This is a genomic window from Nocardia sp. NPDC057668 (assembly GCF_042799795.1).
In the GTDB taxonomy this organism is placed as follows: Bacteria; Actinomycetota; Actinomycetes; order Mycobacteriales; family Mycobacteriaceae; genus Nocardia.
Genome location: NZ_JBHVIC010000007.1, coordinates 559,248 through 577,556, shown reverse-complemented (window position 1 = coordinate 577,556; position 18,309 = coordinate 559,248). Strand labels below are relative to the sequence as shown.

General features: G+C 66.3%; 19 protein-coding genes and 1 tRNA gene. 5 read left to right on the top strand and 15 right to left on the bottom strand.

The features are described 5' to 3' along the window. Nucleotides 1-80 precede the first annotated feature (80 nt). Nucleotides 81-458 carry a PH domain-containing protein gene (locus ACFVBH_RS35960; RefSeq protein WP_354985883.1) on the top strand — a complete coding sequence of 126 codons (378 nt, stop codon included), beginning with the start codon at nt 81-83 and terminating at the stop codon, nt 456-458. Nucleotides 459-590: 132 nt separating this feature from the next. Next, nucleotides 591-1,016, top strand: a complete 426-nt coding sequence (locus ACFVBH_RS35955) for an HIT family protein (RefSeq protein ID WP_354985884.1) — start codon at nt 591-593, stop codon at nt 1,014-1,016. A gap of 3 nt (nt 1,017-1,019) precedes the next feature. On the opposite strand, the gene ACFVBH_RS35950 is transcribed toward ACFVBH_RS35955, so the two are convergent. From ACFVBH_RS35950 to ACFVBH_RS35920, 7 genes are all read right to left on the bottom strand, one after another. Continuing rightward, a complete protein-coding gene (locus tag ACFVBH_RS35950) occupies nt 1,020-2,522 on the bottom strand; it encodes a sensor histidine kinase (protein WP_379008682.1) in 1,503 nt (500 codons plus the stop codon). After that, complete coding sequence (locus tag ACFVBH_RS35945) at nt 2,519-3,253, bottom strand: response regulator transcription factor (RefSeq protein ID WP_354985886.1); 735 nt, start codon at nt 3,251-3,253, stop codon at nt 2,519-2,521. The genes ACFVBH_RS35950 and ACFVBH_RS35945 overlap by 4 nt, the downstream gene beginning before the upstream one ends. Before the next feature lie 76 nt (nt 3,254-3,329). After that, complete coding sequence (locus ACFVBH_RS35940) at nt 3,330-3,761, bottom strand: cytotoxic translational repressor of toxin-antitoxin stability system (RefSeq protein WP_379008679.1); 432 nt, start codon at nt 3,759-3,761, stop codon at nt 3,330-3,332. Continuing rightward, the gene (locus ACFVBH_RS35935) at nt 3,758-4,198 is read right to left on the bottom strand and encodes a prevent-host-death protein (RefSeq protein WP_379008677.1); all 441 of its coding nucleotides are present in this window, start codon (nt 4,196-4,198) and stop codon (nt 3,758-3,760) included. The genes ACFVBH_RS35940 and ACFVBH_RS35935 overlap by 4 nt, the downstream gene beginning before the upstream one ends. Nucleotides 4,199-4,542: 344 nt before the next feature. After that, nucleotides 4,543-4,614: transfer RNA gene (locus ACFVBH_RS35930), tRNA-Thr, on the bottom strand. A 171-nt stretch (nt 4,615-4,785) separates the two neighbouring features. Continuing rightward, nucleotides 4,786-5,028: an MbtH family protein gene (locus tag ACFVBH_RS35925; RefSeq protein WP_019931522.1), complete on the bottom strand. Its 243-nt coding sequence runs from the start codon at nt 5,026-5,028 to the stop codon at nt 4,786-4,788. 142 nt (nt 5,029-5,170) lie between these two features. Next, a complete protein-coding gene (locus ACFVBH_RS35920; protein WP_354985888.1) occupies nt 5,171-6,004 on the bottom strand; it encodes an alpha/beta hydrolase in 834 nt (277 codons plus the stop codon). A 230-nt stretch (nt 6,005-6,234) separates the two neighbouring features. Here ACFVBH_RS35920 and ACFVBH_RS35915 point away from each other — a divergent pair, with 230 nt between their 5' ends. Continuing rightward, nucleotides 6,235-6,405, top strand: coding sequence for a hypothetical protein (locus tag ACFVBH_RS35915; protein WP_354985889.1), 171 nt, complete (start codon nt 6,235-6,237; stop codon nt 6,403-6,405). Further along, entirely contained in the window at nt 6,341-7,897 is a 1,557-nt protein-coding gene (locus tag ACFVBH_RS35910; protein ID WP_379008674.1) for a trehalose-6-phosphate synthase, read from the top strand. Before ACFVBH_RS35915 ends, ACFVBH_RS35910 begins: the two co-directional genes overlap by 65 nt. A gap of 57 nt (nt 7,898-7,954) precedes the next feature. Here the strand turns inward: ACFVBH_RS35910 and ACFVBH_RS35905 are convergent, their stop codons facing one another. Genes ACFVBH_RS35905 through ACFVBH_RS35885 form a run of 5 tightly spaced genes read right to left on the bottom strand, consistent with a single transcriptional unit; the run spans nt 7,955 to nt 12,124 of the window. Beyond that, entirely contained in the window at nt 7,955-8,770 is an 816-nt protein-coding gene (locus ACFVBH_RS35905; protein WP_379008672.1) for a class I SAM-dependent methyltransferase, read from the bottom strand. Next, nucleotides 8,767-9,231: a nitroreductase/quinone reductase family protein gene (locus ACFVBH_RS35900; protein ID WP_379008670.1), complete on the bottom strand. Its 465-nt coding sequence runs from the start codon at nt 9,229-9,231 to the stop codon at nt 8,767-8,769. The genes ACFVBH_RS35905 and ACFVBH_RS35900 overlap by 4 nt, the downstream gene beginning before the upstream one ends. After that, nucleotides 9,228-9,938 (bottom strand): SDR family NAD(P)-dependent oxidoreductase, encoded by a 711-nt coding sequence (locus ACFVBH_RS35895; protein ID WP_379008667.1) that lies wholly within the window; start codon nt 9,936-9,938, stop codon nt 9,228-9,230. The genes ACFVBH_RS35900 and ACFVBH_RS35895 overlap by 4 nt, the downstream gene beginning before the upstream one ends. A gap of 52 nt (nt 9,939-9,990) precedes the next feature. Next, on the bottom strand, nt 9,991-10,929 hold the full coding sequence (locus ACFVBH_RS35890; protein WP_379008664.1) for a 3-oxoacyl-ACP synthase III family protein: 939 nt from the start codon (nt 10,927-10,929) through the stop codon (nt 9,991-9,993). 16 nt (nt 10,930-10,945) lie between these two features. Next, nucleotides 10,946-12,124: a cytochrome P450 gene (locus ACFVBH_RS35885; protein ID WP_379008662.1), complete on the bottom strand. Its 1,179-nt coding sequence runs from the start codon at nt 12,122-12,124 to the stop codon at nt 10,946-10,948. A gap of 375 nt (nt 12,125-12,499) precedes the next feature. Here ACFVBH_RS35885 and ACFVBH_RS35880 point away from each other — a divergent pair, with 375 nt between their 5' ends. Then, nucleotides 12,500-14,434 carry an AMP-binding protein gene (locus ACFVBH_RS35880; protein WP_379008659.1) on the top strand — a complete coding sequence of 645 codons (1,935 nt, stop codon included), beginning with the start codon at nt 12,500-12,502 and terminating at the stop codon, nt 14,432-14,434. A 45-nt stretch (nt 14,435-14,479) separates the two neighbouring features. On the opposite strand, the gene ACFVBH_RS35875 is transcribed toward ACFVBH_RS35880, so the two are convergent. From ACFVBH_RS35875 to ACFVBH_RS35865, 3 genes are read right to left on the bottom strand one after another with little or no spacing between them, the layout of a single operon-like run. Further along, the gene (locus ACFVBH_RS35875; protein WP_379008656.1) at nt 14,480-15,949 is read right to left on the bottom strand and encodes a flavin-containing monooxygenase; all 1,470 of its coding nucleotides are present in this window, start codon (nt 15,947-15,949) and stop codon (nt 14,480-14,482) included. Nucleotides 15,950-15,958: 9 nt separating this feature from the next. Continuing rightward, the gene (locus ACFVBH_RS35870; RefSeq protein ID WP_379008654.1) at nt 15,959-17,083 is read right to left on the bottom strand and encodes an acyl-CoA dehydrogenase family protein; all 1,125 of its coding nucleotides are present in this window, start codon (nt 17,081-17,083) and stop codon (nt 15,959-15,961) included. Nucleotides 17,084-17,109: 26 nt separating this feature from the next. Next, nucleotides 17,110-18,300 (bottom strand): acyl-CoA dehydrogenase family protein, encoded by a 1,191-nt coding sequence (locus tag ACFVBH_RS35865; RefSeq protein ID WP_379008652.1) that lies wholly within the window; start codon nt 18,298-18,300, stop codon nt 17,110-17,112. Nucleotides 18,301-18,309 lie beyond the last annotated feature (9 nt).

Genomic DNA, 18,309 nt, shown 5'->3' with positions numbered 1-18,309 from the left:
ATCCGTGCGCTGCCCGCCGGTCACGGGGATGATGGTCGATGACGGCGGTCACCGCGAATCACACTGAGGATGTGCCTGCGATGGGCTTGATCGACGGAATCATGGGCAATGCGGGACGCATCGATCCCGCGGGGGCGCAACAGGAGTACGGCAAGCTGCTCGGCCAGGGCGAACAGGTCTACGCCGCGTACCTGCTGGTCCGCGATGCCCTGCTCTTCACCAACCGGCGGCTGATCCTGGTGGACAAACAGGGCGTGACCGGCCGCAAGGTGAGCTATCACAGCGTGCCCTACCGGGCCATCACGCACTTCTCGGTGGAGACCGCGGGCACCTTCGACCTCGACGCCGAACTCAAGATCTGGATCTCCGGCGCGGACGATCCGCTGCAGAAACGGTTCAACCGGCAGGTCGACATCTACGAGGTGCAGGGCATCCTCTCGCACTTCGTCGCCGTCTGACCGCTCGCGCGGCGCGGTCCGGGGGCCCGGCCGCCGCCCCCGTGCCCCCGGAATCCGGAGCCGCCCCGGATGTCCGGCGGACATGCGGGCGAGGCGCGGGCGACCGGACCGGATCCGCGTAGTCTGCCCGGCATGGCTTCTGTTTTCTCAATGATCATCGAAGGTCAGCTGCCGGGCCGATTCGTCTGGGAGGACGACGAATTCGTCGCGTTCCTGACCATCTCCCCGGTCACGCAGGGGCACACGCTGGTCGTGCCGCGCAAGGAGATCGATCAGTGGCAGGACGTCGATCCCGGCACGTTCGCGCGGATGACAGCGGTGTCGCAGAAGATCGGGCAGGCCGTGCGCGCGGCATGGGACGCCCCGCGGGCGGGCATGCTCATCGCCGGCCTGGAGGTGCCGCATCTGCACCTGCACGTGTTCCCGGCGTTCGAACTCGGTGACTTCGACATCACCGGCGCGGATCCCGAACCCAGCAAGGAGTCGCTGGACGAGGCCCAGGCCAAGATCAAGCAGGCGCTGCGCGATCTCGGCTACGGCGCGAACGTCCCCGAATAGCCGCTATCGCTCGCGCGGCAGGCGCACGGTGAAGGTGGTGCCCGAGCCCGGGACGCTGGCCACCGACACCGTGCCGCCGTGCGCGGCCACCAGCGCGCGCACGATCGACAGACCCAGACCGGTACCGCCGCTGACCCGGCTGCGCGAATCGTCGGCGCGGTAGAAGCGCTCGAAAACCCGCTCGGCCTGTTCGGGTTCCAGCCCCGGGCCGGTATCGGCGACCGCGAGCAGCACGTAGTCCGTTTCGGGGGTGAGTCTTACGGTCACCGCCGCGTCGGGCGGGGTGTGCACGAGCGCGTTGTTCACCAGATTCGCCAGCACCTGACGCAGGCGCTGGTCGTCCCCGAGCACCTCCAGTGTGCCCGCGCCGGAACAGATCTCGATGTCGATGCGCCGGGCCGGACCGTCGGGGTGCTGCACCGCGTCCAGTGCCCGCGCGCCGTGCACGGCGTCGCTGGCCACGGTGAGCAGATCCACCGGCCGCCGTTCTATCGGGCGCTGGGCGTCCAGCCTGGCCAGCATGAGCAGGTCCTCCACCAGCAGGCCCATCCGCTTGGATTCGTGTTCGATGCGATCCATGACCAGCGCCGGATCCTGGATCGCCCCTTGGCGATACAGCTCCGAGAAGCCCTTGATACTGGTGAGCGGGGTGCGGAGTTCGTGGCTGGCGTCGGCGACGAAGCGCCGCATATTGGCCTCCGAGCGCCGCGCCGCCTCCTCGGATGCCTCCGTGGCCGCGAAAGCCTGCTGGATCTGGGTCAGCATCGTGTTCAGCGATTGCGAGAGCCGATCGACCTCGGTGTCGGTGCCGCGCACCGGGACTCGCTGATGCAGATCACCGCCCGCGATGGCGGCGGCGGTCTGCTCGACCTGCTGCAGCGGCCGCAGGCTGCGCCGGATCACCAGGCGCGCGACGAACGCCAGCGCCGTCAGCACGGCCAGCCCGATGCCGGCCTGCAAGAGGATGAGCCGGTCCAGGATCGAGCGGGTCTGATCCATCCGCAGGGCCAGGGTGCTGGTGCCCTTGTCGGTGCGCACCCGCAGTACCCGCCACTTCTCCCCCGCGTCGCCGACCGAGCCGACCGTGATCGGCTTGTTCCCGAGGTCGGCGGGCACATCGGGCTGCCCCGTGCCCACGTCCAGGTGCAGGGTGTTCTTGCCGGTCGAATCCTCCACCCGCACATACATCAGGTCCGGCGGGCGCTCCTTGTTCTCGGCCGGCTGCGGCAGCACCTCGGGCCGGCGCGCGCCCGGCGCGGCCCAGCCGTGGCTGGCGTCGGCGAGCTGGCGATCCATGCGGTCCACCAGGACGTCCCGCATCAGCGCGGTGACACCGATCCCGGAGACCAGCAGGCCCAGACCCGCCAGCGAGACCAGCGCCAGCGCCAGGGTGGTGCGCAGCGGGATCGCGGACAGCCGGTTCGACAGTGCCGCTCGCACACCGGTTTCGCGCGGTGACGCCGTCCCGCCGGGCAGTGCGCGGCCGGCCGGGGCGGGCTCGGTCATCGCGCGCCCGGCGTGCGCTGCGATTCCCGCATGACATAGCCGACCCCGCGCAGGGTGTGAATGAGCCGATCCGGGCCCGTGTCTACTTTCTTGCGCAGGTACGACACGTAGGTCTCCACCACCCCGACCTCACCGCCGAAGTCGTAGCGCCACACGTGATCCAGAATTCGCGGTTTGCTCAGCACGGTGCCCGCGTTGACGAGAAAGTATCGCAGCAGCGTGAATTCGGTGGGCGAGAGCGGCACCGGCTCCCCCGCCTTCCACACCTCGTGCGTGTCGTCGTCCAGTTCGATGTCGGCGAACCGCAGCCGCGAGGACTTCTCGATCGGCGCGCTGTGCCCGGCCCGCCGCAGGATCACCCGCAACCGCGCCACCACCTCTTCGAGGCTGAACGGCTTGGTCACGTAGTCGTCCGCCCCCAGCGTGAGCCCGGTGACCTTGTCCTCCACCTCGTCCCGCGCGGTCAAAAACAACACCGGCGCGTCGATCCCGTCCGCCCGCAGCCGCCGCAACAACCCGAACCCGTCCATCCCCGGCATCATGACGTCCACGATCAACGCGTCCGGCCGGAAGCTCCGCGCCCGGTCCAGCCCTTCGGTCCCGCTCCCCGCCGTAGCGACCTCGAACCCCTGGAACCGCAGACTGACCGACAACAATTCGACGATCATCGGCTCGTCGTCGACAACCAGCACCTTGGCCTCGACCTCGCGCACAGACCCCACACCGCTCATACCCCCATCCTGCGCGCACCCCCGGTGATCTCCCTGGACCTTCCCTGTGAGTTTCCTGCGAGCCCCCGGCGGCCGGCTACTGCTCGGCCCAGAACTGATTCAGCCGCTCAACCGCCTGTTCCTTGGTCAGGTGCTCGACCTCGTCCTCGGTCAGGCCCACCAGGCGCAGCAGTTTCTCGACGACACCGAGCGGTATGGGCTCCTTGGCCGGGATCGCGACGACGGACACCCGCACCGGGCGGACCCGGTCATCGACGCACGCCCAGAACTCGGCCGAGCTGACCTCGAGCTGCTCCTTCAGGATCTGGCACCACATCTTCGGCCCATGGTCGGTGCTGTCTGCGGGACGGGAGATGCGGGTCCGCAGGATCCGGCCGTCGGTCAGCTCGAGCTCCCACGTGCTGTGATGAGCAACGGTGCCGCCCTTGGCATTCCGCACCTGCGCCCATTCGTCGTTCCGGCAGAAGGTCTCGTGCGCCTTCTTGGTGCCGGGACGGTGCGCCGTCACTGCTCGGCCGCCGTCAACCATTCTCTCAGCTGGTCATCCGTCGATAGCTCGACGAACTGGACGAAGTCGACGTTGTTGCGATGGTTGGGCGCGGCATGCAGCCGTTCCTGCCAGTCGGAGGCGTATTCACGCATGGCGTCGATGAGCACCTCGATCGCCGTCCCGAAATCGGCCTCCTCCACCGCGAGCGGCAACCCCGGCAGGTACGCGACCCAGGCCCCGTTCTCCCGCACCACCTGCGGCTCATGCGGCCGAATGATGTGCGCCAGCAGCCATCTCAGCCGCCCGACCTGCACCAGCGCCGAGTCCTTACCCCGCCGCGTAACCACCGCGACATTTCCCTCTTCGGCGGCGGTCAACATCTGACTGAAGTTCTCCCGCGCCCGATTCATCGAATCGTAGCGACGCACAGAGGTAATCCGTTCGCTGGTCGTCATCGGCTCCTCGATCCCCGAACACCCCGTATGTACAACATGTACATGATGTACACCCGCGCGGAGACACACCAACCCGAACACGCGAACCAAGAATCCCCGAGAACAGGAAACGACAAGTCCGCCGCCGCGCAGACCGCAGACCGCAGACCGCCGAGATCACACGGCCTGATCAACCCCCGAGCGCGATGCCGAAGGCGAGCCGAAAGGGGTACGCAACGCCTGATCTCGCGACCTTCGGGGTAACTCCCGGGGTACGCCCAGAACTCAGCCACCTTCGTAGGTGAGTCCGGGGATGAAACGCAATGGCCTCCCCGGCGACCGTAAAAGTCGCGGGGAGGCGGGGGAGCCCCCTGTCAGGATTGAACTGACGACCTTCGCTTTACAAGAGCGGTGCTCTACCACTGAGCTAAGGAGGCGGGAAAGCGGTGCCCATCATAACCAGGTAGGCCGGCTGCGCGGAAAAGCCGGGTTCCCCAGGTGATTTCGATACCGTCGGGGTCAGGGCCGAGCGGCGGCCGGGCGGGGCTTGTGGCCCCACCGGCCGCGTTCGGAATCGTTCCCACGCAGTATCGGGTCAACCGCTCTTGTCAGGACTGCGCCGCCTGACGGGCCGCGTCATCGGCGGCCATGGCATCACGCAGGCTCTTCGGACGCATATCCGTCCAGTTCTTCTCGACATACTCGACACACGCGGCGCGTGAGTCCTCGCCGAAGACGACTCGCCAACCCGCCGGGACCTCGGCGAAGGCGGGCCACAGCGAATGCTGCTCCTCGTCGTTGACAAGGACGAAGAACCGGCCGTCTTCGTCGTCGAAGGGATTGGTGCTCATTTCACCTCACTGGATACTGGCGCTGTGTACGGGAACGCTGACGGTTCGTCCGTCGACCACGGTAGGGCACCGCGGCGACGGGACTAGCCCCCGACGTTGATTCGACCCTAGCAAGGGTGGTGTTACGCCCGGGCGGTTACCTTCACGCGGCGAAGAATTCCAGCAGGATCTTGTTCACCGCTTCGGGTCGTTCCAGGTAGCCGAAGTGCCCGGCATCGGGGATCTCGTGGTACCGAGCGCCCGGGATGGCCTCGGCGACCTCGCGGGACAGATAGGGCGGAATCATGCGGTCATCGGCGAATCCGACCGACAGGCACGGCACGTTGATCGCCCGGTAGGCCGCCAGGCGCTCGAAGTCGTGGTCCATGCGGCGCTGGGCGCGCACGCCGGGCTTGGACGGCCCGCCGGTGAACTCGAACAGGTCCAGCCAGTCGCGCGCGGCGTTGACGTCGGCCATGGTCGCCGGGGACAGGTTCATCAGCGCGGTCAGCGCGGCCTCGTACTTGGCCGGCAGCTGCACCCCGGAATCGTCGAGCGCGTGCTCACCGAGCGAGAGCGTGCGCTGGAACTGGTCCAGGCGGGCGTGCCCGGCCAGGAAGACGGCCTTGCGCACGAGATCGGGTCGGGCCAGCGCCAGTTCCTGGGCGACCCGCGACCCCATGGACTGCCCGACCACCAGCGCCGGGCCCTCGTCCAGGAATTCGATGAGGGCGGCGGTGTCGCGCACCAGATCATCGATGGTCATGCCGTCGGCCGCCTCGTAGGACGGTGCGATGCCGCGATTGTCGAAGGTGCAGACCCGGTATCCGGCGGCCACCAGCGCGGGCACCTGATGCAGTTCCCACACGCGGCCCGGACTGCCGGTACCCATGATCATGACGACCAGCGGCCCCGCGCCCTTGACGTCGGTTCCCCGGGTGCGGTCCCCTTTGACCTGGTAGTTCAGCGAGATTCCGTTCACCGTGGCCAACGGCATTCTGGCTACCCCTTCATCCGATTCGAGCGACTGGTTTCCACGCTCACCGTAGCGGTCGCGATTCGGACCTGCTTCCGCACCGGTTGTCGGGTTCCGGCCCCGCGATGTTTCAGATCCCCGGTCCATTGCGTTTCCGGCTCGCTGTGTGCCGAGGGGTGCGGTTGAGGATCCGAGGCCAGATACGATGGACTCCGCGACACTCGAGCAGAATTCCCCGAGAGGACATCATGATGGCCGCGAAGAGCAGCGCAAACGACATCGCGGACGACGAACTGGAACCACTCGCCGACGAGACCGCGCGTCAGGCGCAGCGCGTCGTGGCCGCCTACGCCACCGATGCGGACGAATGCCGCATGCTGCTCTCGATGCTGGGCATCGCTCCCCTCACGCGAGGCGAATGAGAACGTGAACCCGGACAGTTCGGGCGCCGGTTCCGGCTTCGTCGTCGTAGCCAATCGGCTACCGGTCGACCTGGAACGCCTGCCCGACGGCACCACACGATGGAAGCGCAGTCCCGGGGGCCTGGTCACCGCACTGGAACCGGTCCTCCGCAATAACAAGGGCGCATGGGTCGGCTGGGCCGGTGTTCCCGACGTCGAGATGGACCCGATCACCGAGGACGGGCTGGATCTGCATCCGGTGCCGTTGTCCTCGGAAGAGGTCGCCGACTACTACGAAGGTTTCTCCAACGCCACGCTGTGGCCGCTCTATCACGATGTGATCGTGCGCCCGGTCTACGACCGCAAGTGGTGGCAGGCGTACGTACAGGTGAACCGCCGCTTCGCCGAGTACACCGCCAAGGTGGCCGCCGAGGGCGCCACCGTCTGGGTGCAGGACTACCAGTTGCAGCTGGTGCCCAAGATGCTGCGCATGCTCCGCCCCGATCTGACGATCGGCTTCTTCCTACACATCCCGTTCCCGCCGGTCGAGCTGTTCATGCAGATGCCTTGGCGCACAGAGATAGTCGAGGGTCTGCTGGGTGCGGATCTCATCGGCTTCCACCTCCCCGGTGGCGCACAGAACTTCCTATATCTGGCCAGAAGGCTTGCCGGGCAGCCGACTTCGCGCGGCAACGTCGGCGTGCGCTCGAAACTCGGTGTGGTGCAGGTGGGTTTCCGCACCGTGCGCGTGGGCGCGTTCCCCATCTCCATCGCCTCGACCGAGCTCGACGAGTACTCGCGCCGGCGCGGCGTGCGCGAACGCGCGGCGAAAATCCGTGCCGAACTGGGCAACCCGAAGACCATCCTGCTGGGTGTCGACCGCCTGGACTACACCAAGGGCATCGACATTCGGCTGGCGGCGCTCGAAGAGCTGTTGCACGAGAACAGGATCGACCCGGCCGACACGGTGATGGTGCAGCTGGCCACGCCGAGCCGCGAACGCGTCGAGTCCTACAAGCAGATGCGCGGCGACATCGAACGCCAGGTGGGCCGGATCAACGGCGAGTTCGCCCGGGTGGGCTACCCGGTGGTGCACTACCTGCACCGCCCCATCCCCAAGGAGGAGCTGGTCTCGTTCTTCGTGGCCGCCGACGTCATGCTGGTGACCCCGCTGCGGGACGGCATGAATCTGGTCGCCAAGGAGTACGTGGCGTGCCAGGGCGGCCTCAGCGGCGCCCTGGTGCTGTCCGAATTCACCGGTGCGGCAGCGGAATTGCGCCAGGCATACCTGTGCAACCCGCACGACCTGGACAGCGTCAAGGACGCGATCGCGGGCGCCATCGAGGACGACCGGGACACCCGCCGCCGGCGGATGCGCTCGCTGCGCCGCCAGGTCCTTACCCACGACGTCGACCGCTGGGCCCGGGCCTTCCTGGACGCCCTGGCGCACGATCGGGTGGCGGGCAGCGCCCTGCTCACCGACGACGACGTCGATCCGGACATCAGCGGCTAGGGCCGGCACACCACGGCGGCCTCCACCGATTCCGGTGGAGGCCGCCGTCGTCGCCCGTCACTCGTCGAATGTCAATCGCGCGATCAGGTGCCGGTGATTGCGGATCACCGGCGCCTTGCGCATCAGCGTGAGGACGGCCGGCCGACACCAACCGCGGCCGGGTGTCATCACCAGCTCGCGGTAGTGGCTGACACCGGGTATTCGCCGCGGCAACGCCCGGGTCTCGGCCACCGTGAGACCGAACGGCATCGGCGGTACCACGTAGGTCGAATTGCGGGCCAGCGTCGTGCCCTTGACGGTGCGGGCCGTGAAGGAGGGCGGAAGGACATCGAAGATCAAACTCGACCCGGGAAACCGCCGCGCCATATCGCCGATCAACCCGTAGACTTCATCCGGCTGCAGATACATGAACAATCCCTCAGCGGTGATCAGCACCTCACCCGCGGGGACCAGATCGAACCAGGAACGGTTCAGAGCCGACATCGCCACGCCGCGATTCCACGGCCCGGCCGGCAGCAATCGCTCGCGCAGCGCGATCATCTCGGGTAGGTCCACCGAAATCCAGTTCAGGTCCGGCGCGCCCAGTCGCCAGTACGTCGTCTGCAGGCCCTCACCCAGGGCGACCACGGTCCCATCGGGCGAAACTCGTTGGAAACGTGCGACTTCCGCGTCAATGGTGCGCGCCCGCAGCACTTGAGTCTGGGACGGGGTGCCGAAGCTCCGGTAGTCGAAGTCGAGGCCCGCGCACACCTGCTCCGCCAGTGGATCGGTGAATTCGCTGTCATTACGCGCAGATTCGACCGCACGGCTCCACAGGGTCCACAGCGCCGTCACCGGAACACCTTGCAGCGCGGCCGCGTTCACGTCGTTCACAGTTCGTGTAACCGCACCAGCGGAATCCGGCGCTCGGTCCGGGATTGGTAATCTCGGTAGAATTCCCGGTCCGTGGTCAACGCGTCCCACAACCGGTGATATTCGGGCTCCTCCACGATCTCGGGGCGGGCGAGCAGCTCACCGGACCGCAGTTTCACTCGAACCTTCGCGTTGGCTTCACTGTCGGTGAGGTTCCAGTACCAGGCCGGATGACGCGGTGCGCCGACGAAGGAAGCCACGACGACGCGGCACCCCGTCGAGTCGATCCAGAACGGAAGCGCCACCTTGTGCGGTTTGCCGCTCTTTCTACCCACGGTGCGCAGGAGCAAGTGTTCCATCCCCGAACTGATCCAGACCTGTTCCGCGTCGGTGTATTCCATACCCATCACGTGTTTACGTCCGAGTTCGATGAGCCGCTGAACCTCCGGCTCGATGAACGATTCGTTGCGCTGATCGGTCACGCCCACATCAAACCTCCATTGACATCGAGAACCGCTCCGTTGACGTAGGAAGCGTCAGCGGAAGCGAGGAAGACCGCCGCCTGTGCGGCTTCGCCGACCCGTCCGGCCCGACCGAGTGCGAATCGCTTGCGATACGCGGCCCACACACGGTCGTTCTCGGCCAGCCGCCCGCCCATACCGGCGTCGAGGATTCCCGGAGAGAGCGCATTTACCCTGATTCCGTACTGCCCCAGCTCTATTGCGCTGGTCCGGGTGAACATTTCGATGGCCGCCTTGGTGGCGCTGTAGCCGGCCGCGCCGACCGCTATCCGGCTGGCCATGGACGACGACATGTTGATGATCACGCCACCGTGATCGCGCATATGCGGCACAGCTGCGCGGGTGCACAGGAAGGTGCCGGTGAGGTTGGTGGTAACCATGGCATCCCAGGCCGCGGGCTCGAGATCCTCGATCCGACCGTCACAGCTGACCCCGGCATTGGCGACCACCACATCCAGTCCCCCCAGCGCTTCCACCGTCGCGGCCATCAGTCGCTCGACCGAGTTCGGGTCGGCGACGTCGGCCGGATGGAACAGACAGCGATCGGGGTATTCGCTCTTCAGGAGTTGAAAGTCCCCGGCGGTTCGGGCCGAGACCATGACCGAGGCACCTTCCGCGAGAAACGCTTTCGCGATCGCGAAGCCCAGCCCTCGGGTGCCACCGGTCACCACCGCGGCTCTTCCTTCTAGTCGCATCGGCTGGACTTCCTTCCGGTTCGCGTCAATACCACGTCAAGACCGCCGCCCCGGCGCTCATGCCACCGCCGACTCCGGCCAGCAGGATCCGCTCGCCACGCCGCAACGGGCGTTCCCGATGAGCGCTGTGCAGGGTGATCGGGATCGAGGCCGCACCGGTGTTCCCATAGCGGGGCGCGGTCAGCGGCACCCGATCCGGGTCCATGCCGAGTTCCCGGATCAGCGTCTCGAGCAGCCGAGTATTGGCCTGGTGCAGAATGATCCGGTCCATGTCCGCGAGTGTGAACCCAGATTCATCCAGCACCTCGAACACCAGTTTCGGCAGTGTCGTGCGAACGTAGTCGCGTACCGCGCGGCCGTCCATCCGGAACAGCCCCGTATCACCGGGAACCTCTACCAGCGAGCGCAACTCACCGTCGGTGACCAATCTGGACGCGAGCAGTCCATAGCCCGTCGGCACCTGTCCGACCAGGGTCGCACCGGCACCGTCGCCGAACAGGCTCACCGTCTTGCGGTCGGCCCGATTCATGATCCTGGAGTAGATGTCGGCCCCGACCACGAGAGCGACTCCGTCGTCACGGCCGCGCGCGATCAGCCCCGCAGCCACCTCGAACGCGAACAGATACCCCACGCAGACCGAGTTCAGATCGAACGCCGGTATTCCAGTCAATCCCAACTTGTCCTGCAACGCGGCGGCGGTGGCGGGCTGGGCCTGATCGCCGGTCGAGGTGGCGACGATGACACTGTTGATCCGGGGCCAGCCCTCGCGCGGGCCAAGCAGGTCGACGGCCGCCTGGAACGCCAGATCGGAGGTGGCCTCGCGGTCATCCGCGTAGCGCCGGGTGTCGATTCCGGTGCGATCGCGTATCCACTCGGGGGTGGTTCCGGCCCACTCGGCGATGGTCGTGTTGTCCACCGCCCGGGGTGGGACATACGCACCGGTGCGCAGGATTCCGACGGTCATCGGCACGATCCCGTTGTCATAGGTCAGCACCCTCGAACAGCACGGGTTCCTCGCGTCCGGCTGCTACTCCCAGATCCACCGGAAGTTCCGCCAGCTGCCAGACCGCCGAGCCGCTGTGCCACCGCACCTGGGCGGGATCGACCGCCAACCGAGCGTCCGGATAGTCCCGCAGCAGCATTCCGACCGCGACTTCCAGTTCCATCCGAGCGATCTGCGAACCCAGGCAATAGCGGGTACCGTGCCCGAACGCCATATGAGCCTTGGCGTTTCGACCGGTATCGATCCGGTCCGGATCGCTGAAGACGGCCGGATCCAGGTTGGCCGCACCGATGGCCGGTACAACGAACTCACCGGGCGTCAGATCGACTCCGCCCAGCTGGACCGGCTCGCGCACCCGCCACGGCAGTCCCTCACCGCCGGCCAAGGTGATGGTGCGCAGCAGTTCGTCTACCGCCGCCGGGATCCGCTCGGGATACGCGCGCAGCTCGGCCCGCAGGTCCGGGCTGAGCAGCAGTCGCAACACGATCTTGCTGAGCATGTGCGCGGAGGATTCGTAGCCGCCGACGATGAGAGCGAAAACCACGGTCACCAACTCCCACTTCTCGAGATCGTCGCCGTGGCGCACCAGGTCGGATACCAAATCCGAGGTGGGATTGGCCCTGCGATCACGAATGAGCTCCATGACGAAGGCACCGAGTTCGGTGAGTGCGGTCTCCGCGCCCGAGGCACCCTCTTCGGAGGTAGAGGCGTCGGACAGCAGCGCGCTCACTCGCTCGCCAGTGAGTGGTTGATCGGCTTCGGCGATACCGACGAGCTCGCCCAGCACGTTCAGCGAAAATGGTTTGGCGACAACGGATACGTAGTCGCCCCTCCGCTCGCTCGCGAGTTCGGCCAGGCGCCGAGCCATGATCGATTCGGTAGCGGTGCGCAACCCGGCCATACGCGCGCCGGTCAGCTCCCTGCCGATGACCCGGCGCAGTTTGATGTGAACGCTGTCGTCGAGACTGCCGATGCCACCCTGCAGCAGCAGGCCCGCCGTCAGTCGTGGCGCCGATTCCTGTGACATACCGGTGCGAGTGAATGCCTTCTTCGAATAGACGGCGCGGACGTCCTCGTAACCGGTGACCAGCCAAGCGGTGTCACCGTAGGGATATCTCACCCGCGCGATTCCGGATCCTGCACGCACCTCGTCCATTACCGGATCCAGGCCGAGCGATCGCGTCGCCGCCGACGGATATCGGTGCACCGGACAGTCGAATTTCTCCACGATATGCCCTCCCATCGGCGAAGCGCTCGTGCACAGCTCCGCCAATCCGTTTCACGTCCACAGCGCGACGTTGCGCATATACGTTGCAGCGCTTGAGATTTCGCTGCTCTTGTGATCAAGAACCCCACTCCGTCTTCGAGGCTATAACGTGTTCTACCGATCATGACAGTGATTCTTCGCAAAAATCCGCTGTGACTAAAGACATATGGACCATCTCCTCACTTTTCACTAGAACTCGTTCTATCTGTGCTGTGAGGCTTCACCGGAGACGGTGTGTGCCAGCCGATTTCACTGGGGAGCGCGATGAATCCGGTCACTAGTCCATACGCCGTCATCGAAGGCCGGCCCATGTACCGATTGCGGCGCTACTTTCCACAGCGGCCCGCGAGCGGACCGGCAGCCGTCCTGATACCGCCGCTGATGATGTCCGCCGAGGTGTTCGATCTCGATGCCGAGCAAGGGGCGGTCGCGCTCCTCCGCAATGCCGGAATCGATCCCTGGGTAATCGATTTCGGCTCGCCGGCGACCGAGGAAAACGGCTGGACGCGCACGCTGGACGATCACGTGCTCGCCGTGTCCGCGGTCGTGGACACGATCGGCAAGCAAACAGGCCGCGAAGTACACCTGGTCGGATACTGCCAGGGCGGTATGTTCGCCTACCTGACCGCGGCGTACCGGCGCGGCTCGGGGATCGCGAGCATAGTGGGCATCGGCAGCATGGTCGATTGGACTGCCGCCGGGCTGCCCTTCGGTCCCAGGGTGGCGAACTACCTCGCTGAGACCGTGCGCGAGGGCGCTCAAATCACCGATACCGTGCTGAAAACCTGGTGGGATCTGGTCGATCCGGTGAGCATGGTGCGTAACCGCGCGCGAAGCCTGCGGAATCGCTCGGCGCCCACGCTCTCGCCCGCGCAGGAGCGCAGGCGCCGGTTCATGGCGGGCGAGGGCCGGATCGGCTACCCAGGTCCGGCCGCATCGGATCTACTACGGCAGTTCGCCATCGGGAATCGTTTGCGCAACGGCGGGTTCGTGATCGGCGGCCGGGTGTACAGCATGGCCGAATCGACCTGTCCGATCCTGGGTGTGATCGGACATCGAGATCAACTCGCTCCTGCGGCGTCGGTACGCGGCATCACGCACGCGGCCCGTAGTGCTCCCGTCTACGAGATCGGCGTCGATGCCGGGCACTACAAGATGGTCTCCGGGGGCGATGCCGTCCGCGACACCTGGCCCACCATCGCCGATTGGCTACGCTGGCACGAGGGTGCAGGATCGCGGCCTGAGCAGATTGTGGAGATGGCCACGGCGACCGCGCCGGTTGCCGGCCGGAAGCCGGGCTCGAAAGGCGCGCTGTTCGCCCCGCCTCGACTCGTCCGGGCCGGCCGGATTCGCCCCGCTACTCGAATCTCGCTGGGCTTGACCTGGAGCAGACGCGCTTCCTCCCGGGATTGCCTGCTCCACGCCGGCCGGGCATATACCGAGTCGGATATGAACGGGCGGATCGACGCCATCGTGCGCGCGCTCATCGCGGTCGGCGTAACTCCTGGCGACCGTGTAGGGGTGGTGCCGGGATTGCGCCCTGGAACGCTGATCGCCATGGCCGCGTTATCCCGGCTCGGCGCGGTGGCGGTTCTGCTACCGGCCGACCAGCATCTCGCGGCCGCTGCGGCGCACGCCCGAGTCGGCACGGTCGTAGCGGGTCCGATGGATATCGACCGGATCGGTGAGCACGATTTCCGGCTCCTGGTGCTTGCCGACGACGAGTCGTCCGAAAGCCGAAAGCTGCTCACACACAACGAGATGTATCTCGACGAGATTGACTCCTCGCTGGTGCGGTTGCCGGACTGGTACGCCCCGAACCCCGGGACCGCGGACGAACCGGCTGTCGTCCTGTTCAGCTTCGCCACGGCGTCGCCGAGCGGCCGGGAGGCTCGGCCCGAGGCGGAGGTCTTCACCAACGCACAGTGGGCCGCCCGGGCCTACGCGGCTGTGTCCGTGACCAGTGTCGACTATCGCGACACCGTGTATTGCACAGGCGCGCTGGCCGATTCGGCGGTTCTAGCGGCCGCCGAGGCAGCCCTGGTCAGCGGTGCACGGATCGCGCTGGCGAGTTCGCAGCGATCCGAGACGATCGACGACGAGATTCGCCTCTACGGCCCGAGCGTCGTCGCCGGCGCCACGAACACGCCCGCCCGAGTGACCTCCCCGGTGCGTGGCGCGATGATCCGGCCGGAGTAGCGCGGTGGCGCACCGCGACTTCTCCGACCGAGTCTCGGCGTACATCTAGGTGATCGAATAGTTCTCGATGTCGAACACGCTGAGTTGCTCTTTCATGTCCCGAAGCGGTCCCGGCCACAGCGCCGTGTTCACACCACGATCATTGTGGAAGTAGCTCGAGCAGCCCCCGGCGTTCCATACCGAGGCGGCGAGCTTGGCGTCCTTATCCCGGTTCCACGCGCGCTCGGCAGCCAAGGTGACCTCCACGGTACGAACGCCCCTGCGGTGCAATGTGTCTATCGCCGACAAGATGTAACGAGTCTGTGCCTCGGAGACGAGAGGGTTGGAGGCCGTGATCCCGTTCGGCCCCACCATGACGAACATGTTCGGGCATCCGGCCATGGTCGTCGCCTTGTACGCGTGATCCGTTCCGGACATGTCCGCGCCGTCACGGCCTCGAATACGTTTGAGCACCTCGGTGTGCCCCGGCTCGAAGCCGGTTCCCCAAATGATCGTGTCCACCAAGAATTCCCGGCCATCGGCGGCGATGACCGAGTTCTCGGTTATCCTCACCAACCCGGCGGCGACATAGTCGACGTTGGCACTGGAGACAGCAGGGTAGTACCTGTTGGATTGGAGCACTCGCTTGCAGTTGATGCGGTAGTCGGGGGTGAGCGCCGCGCGCAGGATGGGATCCTTGATCGAGTCGCGTAGATGCTTGCGCGCGGCCCATTCCACCAGCCGCGAGCGCTCTGCGCGGGCGGCTACGAAATGGAACAGCTCCAGGAGCGTGAGCACCAGCCCGCGTAGCCGGCGTTGCCGGCGCTGCGCCCGGTGACGGTTCAGTTTCCTGTGGACCACATCATTTTTCGGCAGTACCCACGCCGGTGTGCGTTGCAGCACGACCAGGCGTTCGGCCATAGGCTGCACGGCCGGAACGAATTGCACCGCGGACGCACCATTGCCGACGACCGCTATCCGCCTGCCCGCTGGATCGAAGTCCTCCGGCCACTCCGAGGAGTGGAACATCGTTCCGGCGAACTCCGCCTTTCCCGCGATGGGCGGGATGTTCTTGTTGTGCAGGACGCCCGTCGCGAGGATGAGAAACCGTGCGCGAATGAAACCCCGGTTGGTCTCACAAATCCAGCGATGAGCACGCGAGTCCCACACCGCTTCCAGCAACTCGGTTTCGAATCGGATATGCCGGACCACGTCGTTGTCCGCGGCGACCTGCCGGAGGTAGTCGTGTATCTCCGCGCCCGGGGCGAACAGCCGGCTCCAGTCGTGCAGGGCGAAGCTGAAACAATATGCGGGAGAAGGAATATCGCAGGCGACGCCCGGATACCTGTTGTGGTGCCAGGTCCCACCCACGTCATCGCTCTTCTCCAGGACCACAACGTCCTCGATGCCATGGAGTTTGAGCGCCCGAGTGAGGCAGATCCCGGACATTCCCGCACCGACCACCACGGCTTCGGCCTCGCCTGGCCAGTCGCCGTCAGTGGTCCGCGCGGCGGCGTTCGACCGGACTTCACTCATTCCGTGCCCCTACAGGGCCGTGGCCAGCGTCGCGCCGAGCGCCCGGAGATGATCCGTCGCACCACCGAGCGCGAATTCATTGTGCTTGGCGGCGGTGAAGTACTGGTTCACGATGTGGTCCCGATCGATCCCGACCCCACCGTGCACGTGCACGACCGCGTGTGCGACCCGGTGACCCGCCTCGGCCGCCCAGAACTTCGCGGTGTGTACCTCGGCGGTGGCGGACAACCCCTCGGCCAGCCGCCACGCAGCCTGGGTCACCGTGAGGCGCAGGCCTTGCACATCGATGTAGCTGTCGGCCAGCCGTTGTGCAACCGCCTGGAAGCTACCGATCTTGCGCCCGAACTGTTCACGGTCGCGGGCATAGTCGGCGGCCAGCGTCAGCGCCCGTTCCAGGGTGCCCAGCTGACTCGCGGCGGTGCCGAGCCACGCGTGCTCGAGAAGCCGGTTCATGATATCCGCACCCTGTTCGACCGAACCCACCAATTCGCCCCGCACGGAGTCGAATTCCACCGCGTACTCGGCGCTACGGTCGGTCGGGACCTGCGGAGTCAGGGTCACGCCCTCGGCGCCGGGATGCACCAGGAACAGCGCGGTTGATCCGCCGACCGTTGCGGGCACCAGAATTCGTTCCGCCTGTGCCGCGAACGGTACGGCGTTCTTCGCCCCGGTCAGCTTCCAGCCCTCGGCGTCGGCCGCGATCGTGAGCGGCTCACGCGGTTCCCAATTCAGGGCCTCGCTCAGGGCGACGGTCAGAATGATCTCGCCGGACGCCGCCCTGGTAGCGAATTCTCGCTGGGTGTCCGAACCGAACGCGGCGAGGGCATCCGCCGCGAGCGCGATGGAGCACAGATAGGGCACGGCCGCGACGGATTTGCCTAGCTCTCGCAGGACGGCGGTCCGCTCCAGCACGCCGAAGTCGTCACCCCCCACCGTCGACGGCAACGCCGCGGCCAGGACGCCGGCGCCGGCGAGCGCTTTCCACAGCTGTTCGTCGAACCGTACGACCGCCTCGCCGTTGGCGTCGGCATTCCGGTCGAGCTCACGCAGCCGCTCCGGCGTGACCAGCTCGCGACATACCTCGCCGGTCAGCCGGGCAAGATCTTGCTGAGCTTCTGTTTGAGTGAAATCCATAGTGAATACCTAGCTTTCGAGAATATTCAGCGCACAGACGGCGGCTGCTTCAGGGCGAACATGGCGATAATGTCGCGCTGCACCTCATTGGTGCCGCCGCCGAAGGTCATGATGAGGCTGGCGCGATGCAGCCGCTCGAGGACACCGCCCAGTTGCGCCCCCGGCGAATCCTGGCGCAGATGCGCCTGCGGTCCGAGAATCTCCATCAGCAGCCGATACGCCTCGGTCGCCAGTTCGGTGCCGTATACCTTGCAGGCGGAGGCATCCCACGGGCGAGGGGCGGTGTTCCCTGCATCGACGCGCGCCGCGATCTCGTAGTTCAGTAGCTTCAGGTACTCGACTTTGGCGTGTACTCGAGCCAAATTCGTTCGCACCCACTCGCTGTCGATCACACGGGCGCCGTCGGCGGTCTTGGTTTCCCGGGCCCAGTCGATGGTGTACCGCAGCGCCATGACCAGATGTCCAGCGCCGCTGAGTGCGACACGCTCGAAATTGAGCTGGTTGACGATCAGGCCCCAGCCGCCGTTCTCCGGACCCACCATGTCGGTGTGTGCGACACGCACATCCTGGTAGTACGTGGCGGAGGTGTCCGGCCCGGCCATGGTGTGCACCGGTGTGGTGGAGAACCCCTCGGCGGTGGTCGGCACGATGAACATGGATATTCCGCTGTGCTTCTCGGCCTCGGGGGCGGTGCGCACCGCCAGCCACACGTAGTCCGCGTAGCCGATGAGGGAGGTCCACATCTTCTGCCCGTTGATGATCCAGTCATCACCATCGCGAACCGCCGAGGTGCGCAGCGCGGCCAGGTCGGTGCCGGCGCCGGGCTCGGAATAGCCGATGGAGAAGTGCAACTCGCCGGCGGCGATCTTGGGCAAGAAGAACTTCTTCTGCTCTTCTGAGCCGTAGTGCATGATCGTCGGCGCCACCGTGTTGATGGTCAGGAACGGCACCGGCACCGTCGCGATAGCTGCCTCGTCGGTGAAGATGAGCTGGTCCATGACCGAGCCGCCCTGTCCACCGAACTCTTTCGGCCAGCACAGCGCGAGCCAGCCGTCTCGGCCCATCTCGGCGATGACCTCGCGATAGGTATCGCCCTCGCCGTACTCGCCGACCGGAGCCGCTAGCGCCGCGCGCCGCTCGGGAGTCATCAGGCGGCCGAAATACTCACGCAGCTCGGCCCGCAGGGCCTCTTGTTCCGGTGTGAACGCAATCCGCATCGCGGTTAC

Coding starts and splice junctions, on each gene's coding strand:
- ACFVBH_RS35910 (WP_379008674.1), top strand. CDS start 6,341: ATGCGGACGAATGCCGCATGCTGCTCTCGATGCTGGGCATCGCTCCCC.
- ACFVBH_RS35875 (WP_379008656.1), bottom strand. CDS start 15,949: ATGAGTGAAGTCCGGTCGAACGCCGCCGCGCGGACCACTGACGGCGAC.
- ACFVBH_RS35935 (WP_379008677.1), bottom strand. CDS start 4,198: ATGACGACCAGCGAACGGATTACCTCTGTGCGTCGCTACGATTCGATG.
- ACFVBH_RS35915 (WP_354985889.1), top strand. CDS start 6,235: ATGGCCGCGAAGAGCAGCGCAAACGACATCGCGGACGACGAACTGGAA.
- ACFVBH_RS35920 (WP_354985888.1), bottom strand. CDS start 6,004: ATGCCGTTGGCCACGGTGAACGGAATCTCGCTGAACTACCAGGTCAAA.
- ACFVBH_RS35945 (WP_354985886.1), bottom strand. CDS start 3,253: ATGAGCGGTGTGGGGTCTGTGCGCGAGGTCGAGGCCAAGGTGCTGGTT.
- ACFVBH_RS35885 (WP_379008662.1), bottom strand. CDS start 12,124: ATGGACGAGGTGCGTGCAGGATCCGGAATCGCGCGGGTGAGATATCCC.
- ACFVBH_RS35865 (WP_379008652.1), bottom strand. CDS start 18,300: ATGCGGATTGCGTTCACACCGGAACAAGAGGCCCTGCGGGCCGAGCTG.
- ACFVBH_RS35950 (WP_379008682.1), bottom strand. CDS start 2,522: ATGACCGAGCCCGCCCCGGCCGGCCGCGCACTGCCCGGCGGGACGGCG.
- ACFVBH_RS35870 (WP_379008654.1), bottom strand. CDS start 17,083: ATGGATTTCACTCAAACAGAAGCTCAGCAAGATCTTGCCCGGCTGACC.
- ACFVBH_RS35890 (WP_379008664.1), bottom strand. CDS start 10,929: ATGACCGTCGGAATCCTGCGCACCGGTGCGTATGTCCCACCCCGGGCG.
- ACFVBH_RS35960 (WP_354985883.1), top strand. CDS start 81: ATGGGCTTGATCGACGGAATCATGGGCAATGCGGGACGCATCGATCCC.
- ACFVBH_RS35925 (WP_019931522.1), bottom strand. CDS start 5,028: ATGAGCACCAATCCCTTCGACGACGAAGACGGCCGGTTCTTCGTCCTT.
- ACFVBH_RS35955 (WP_354985884.1), top strand. CDS start 591: ATGGCTTCTGTTTTCTCAATGATCATCGAAGGTCAGCTGCCGGGCCGA.
- ACFVBH_RS35880 (WP_379008659.1), top strand. CDS start 12,500: ATGAATCCGGTCACTAGTCCATACGCCGTCATCGAAGGCCGGCCCATG.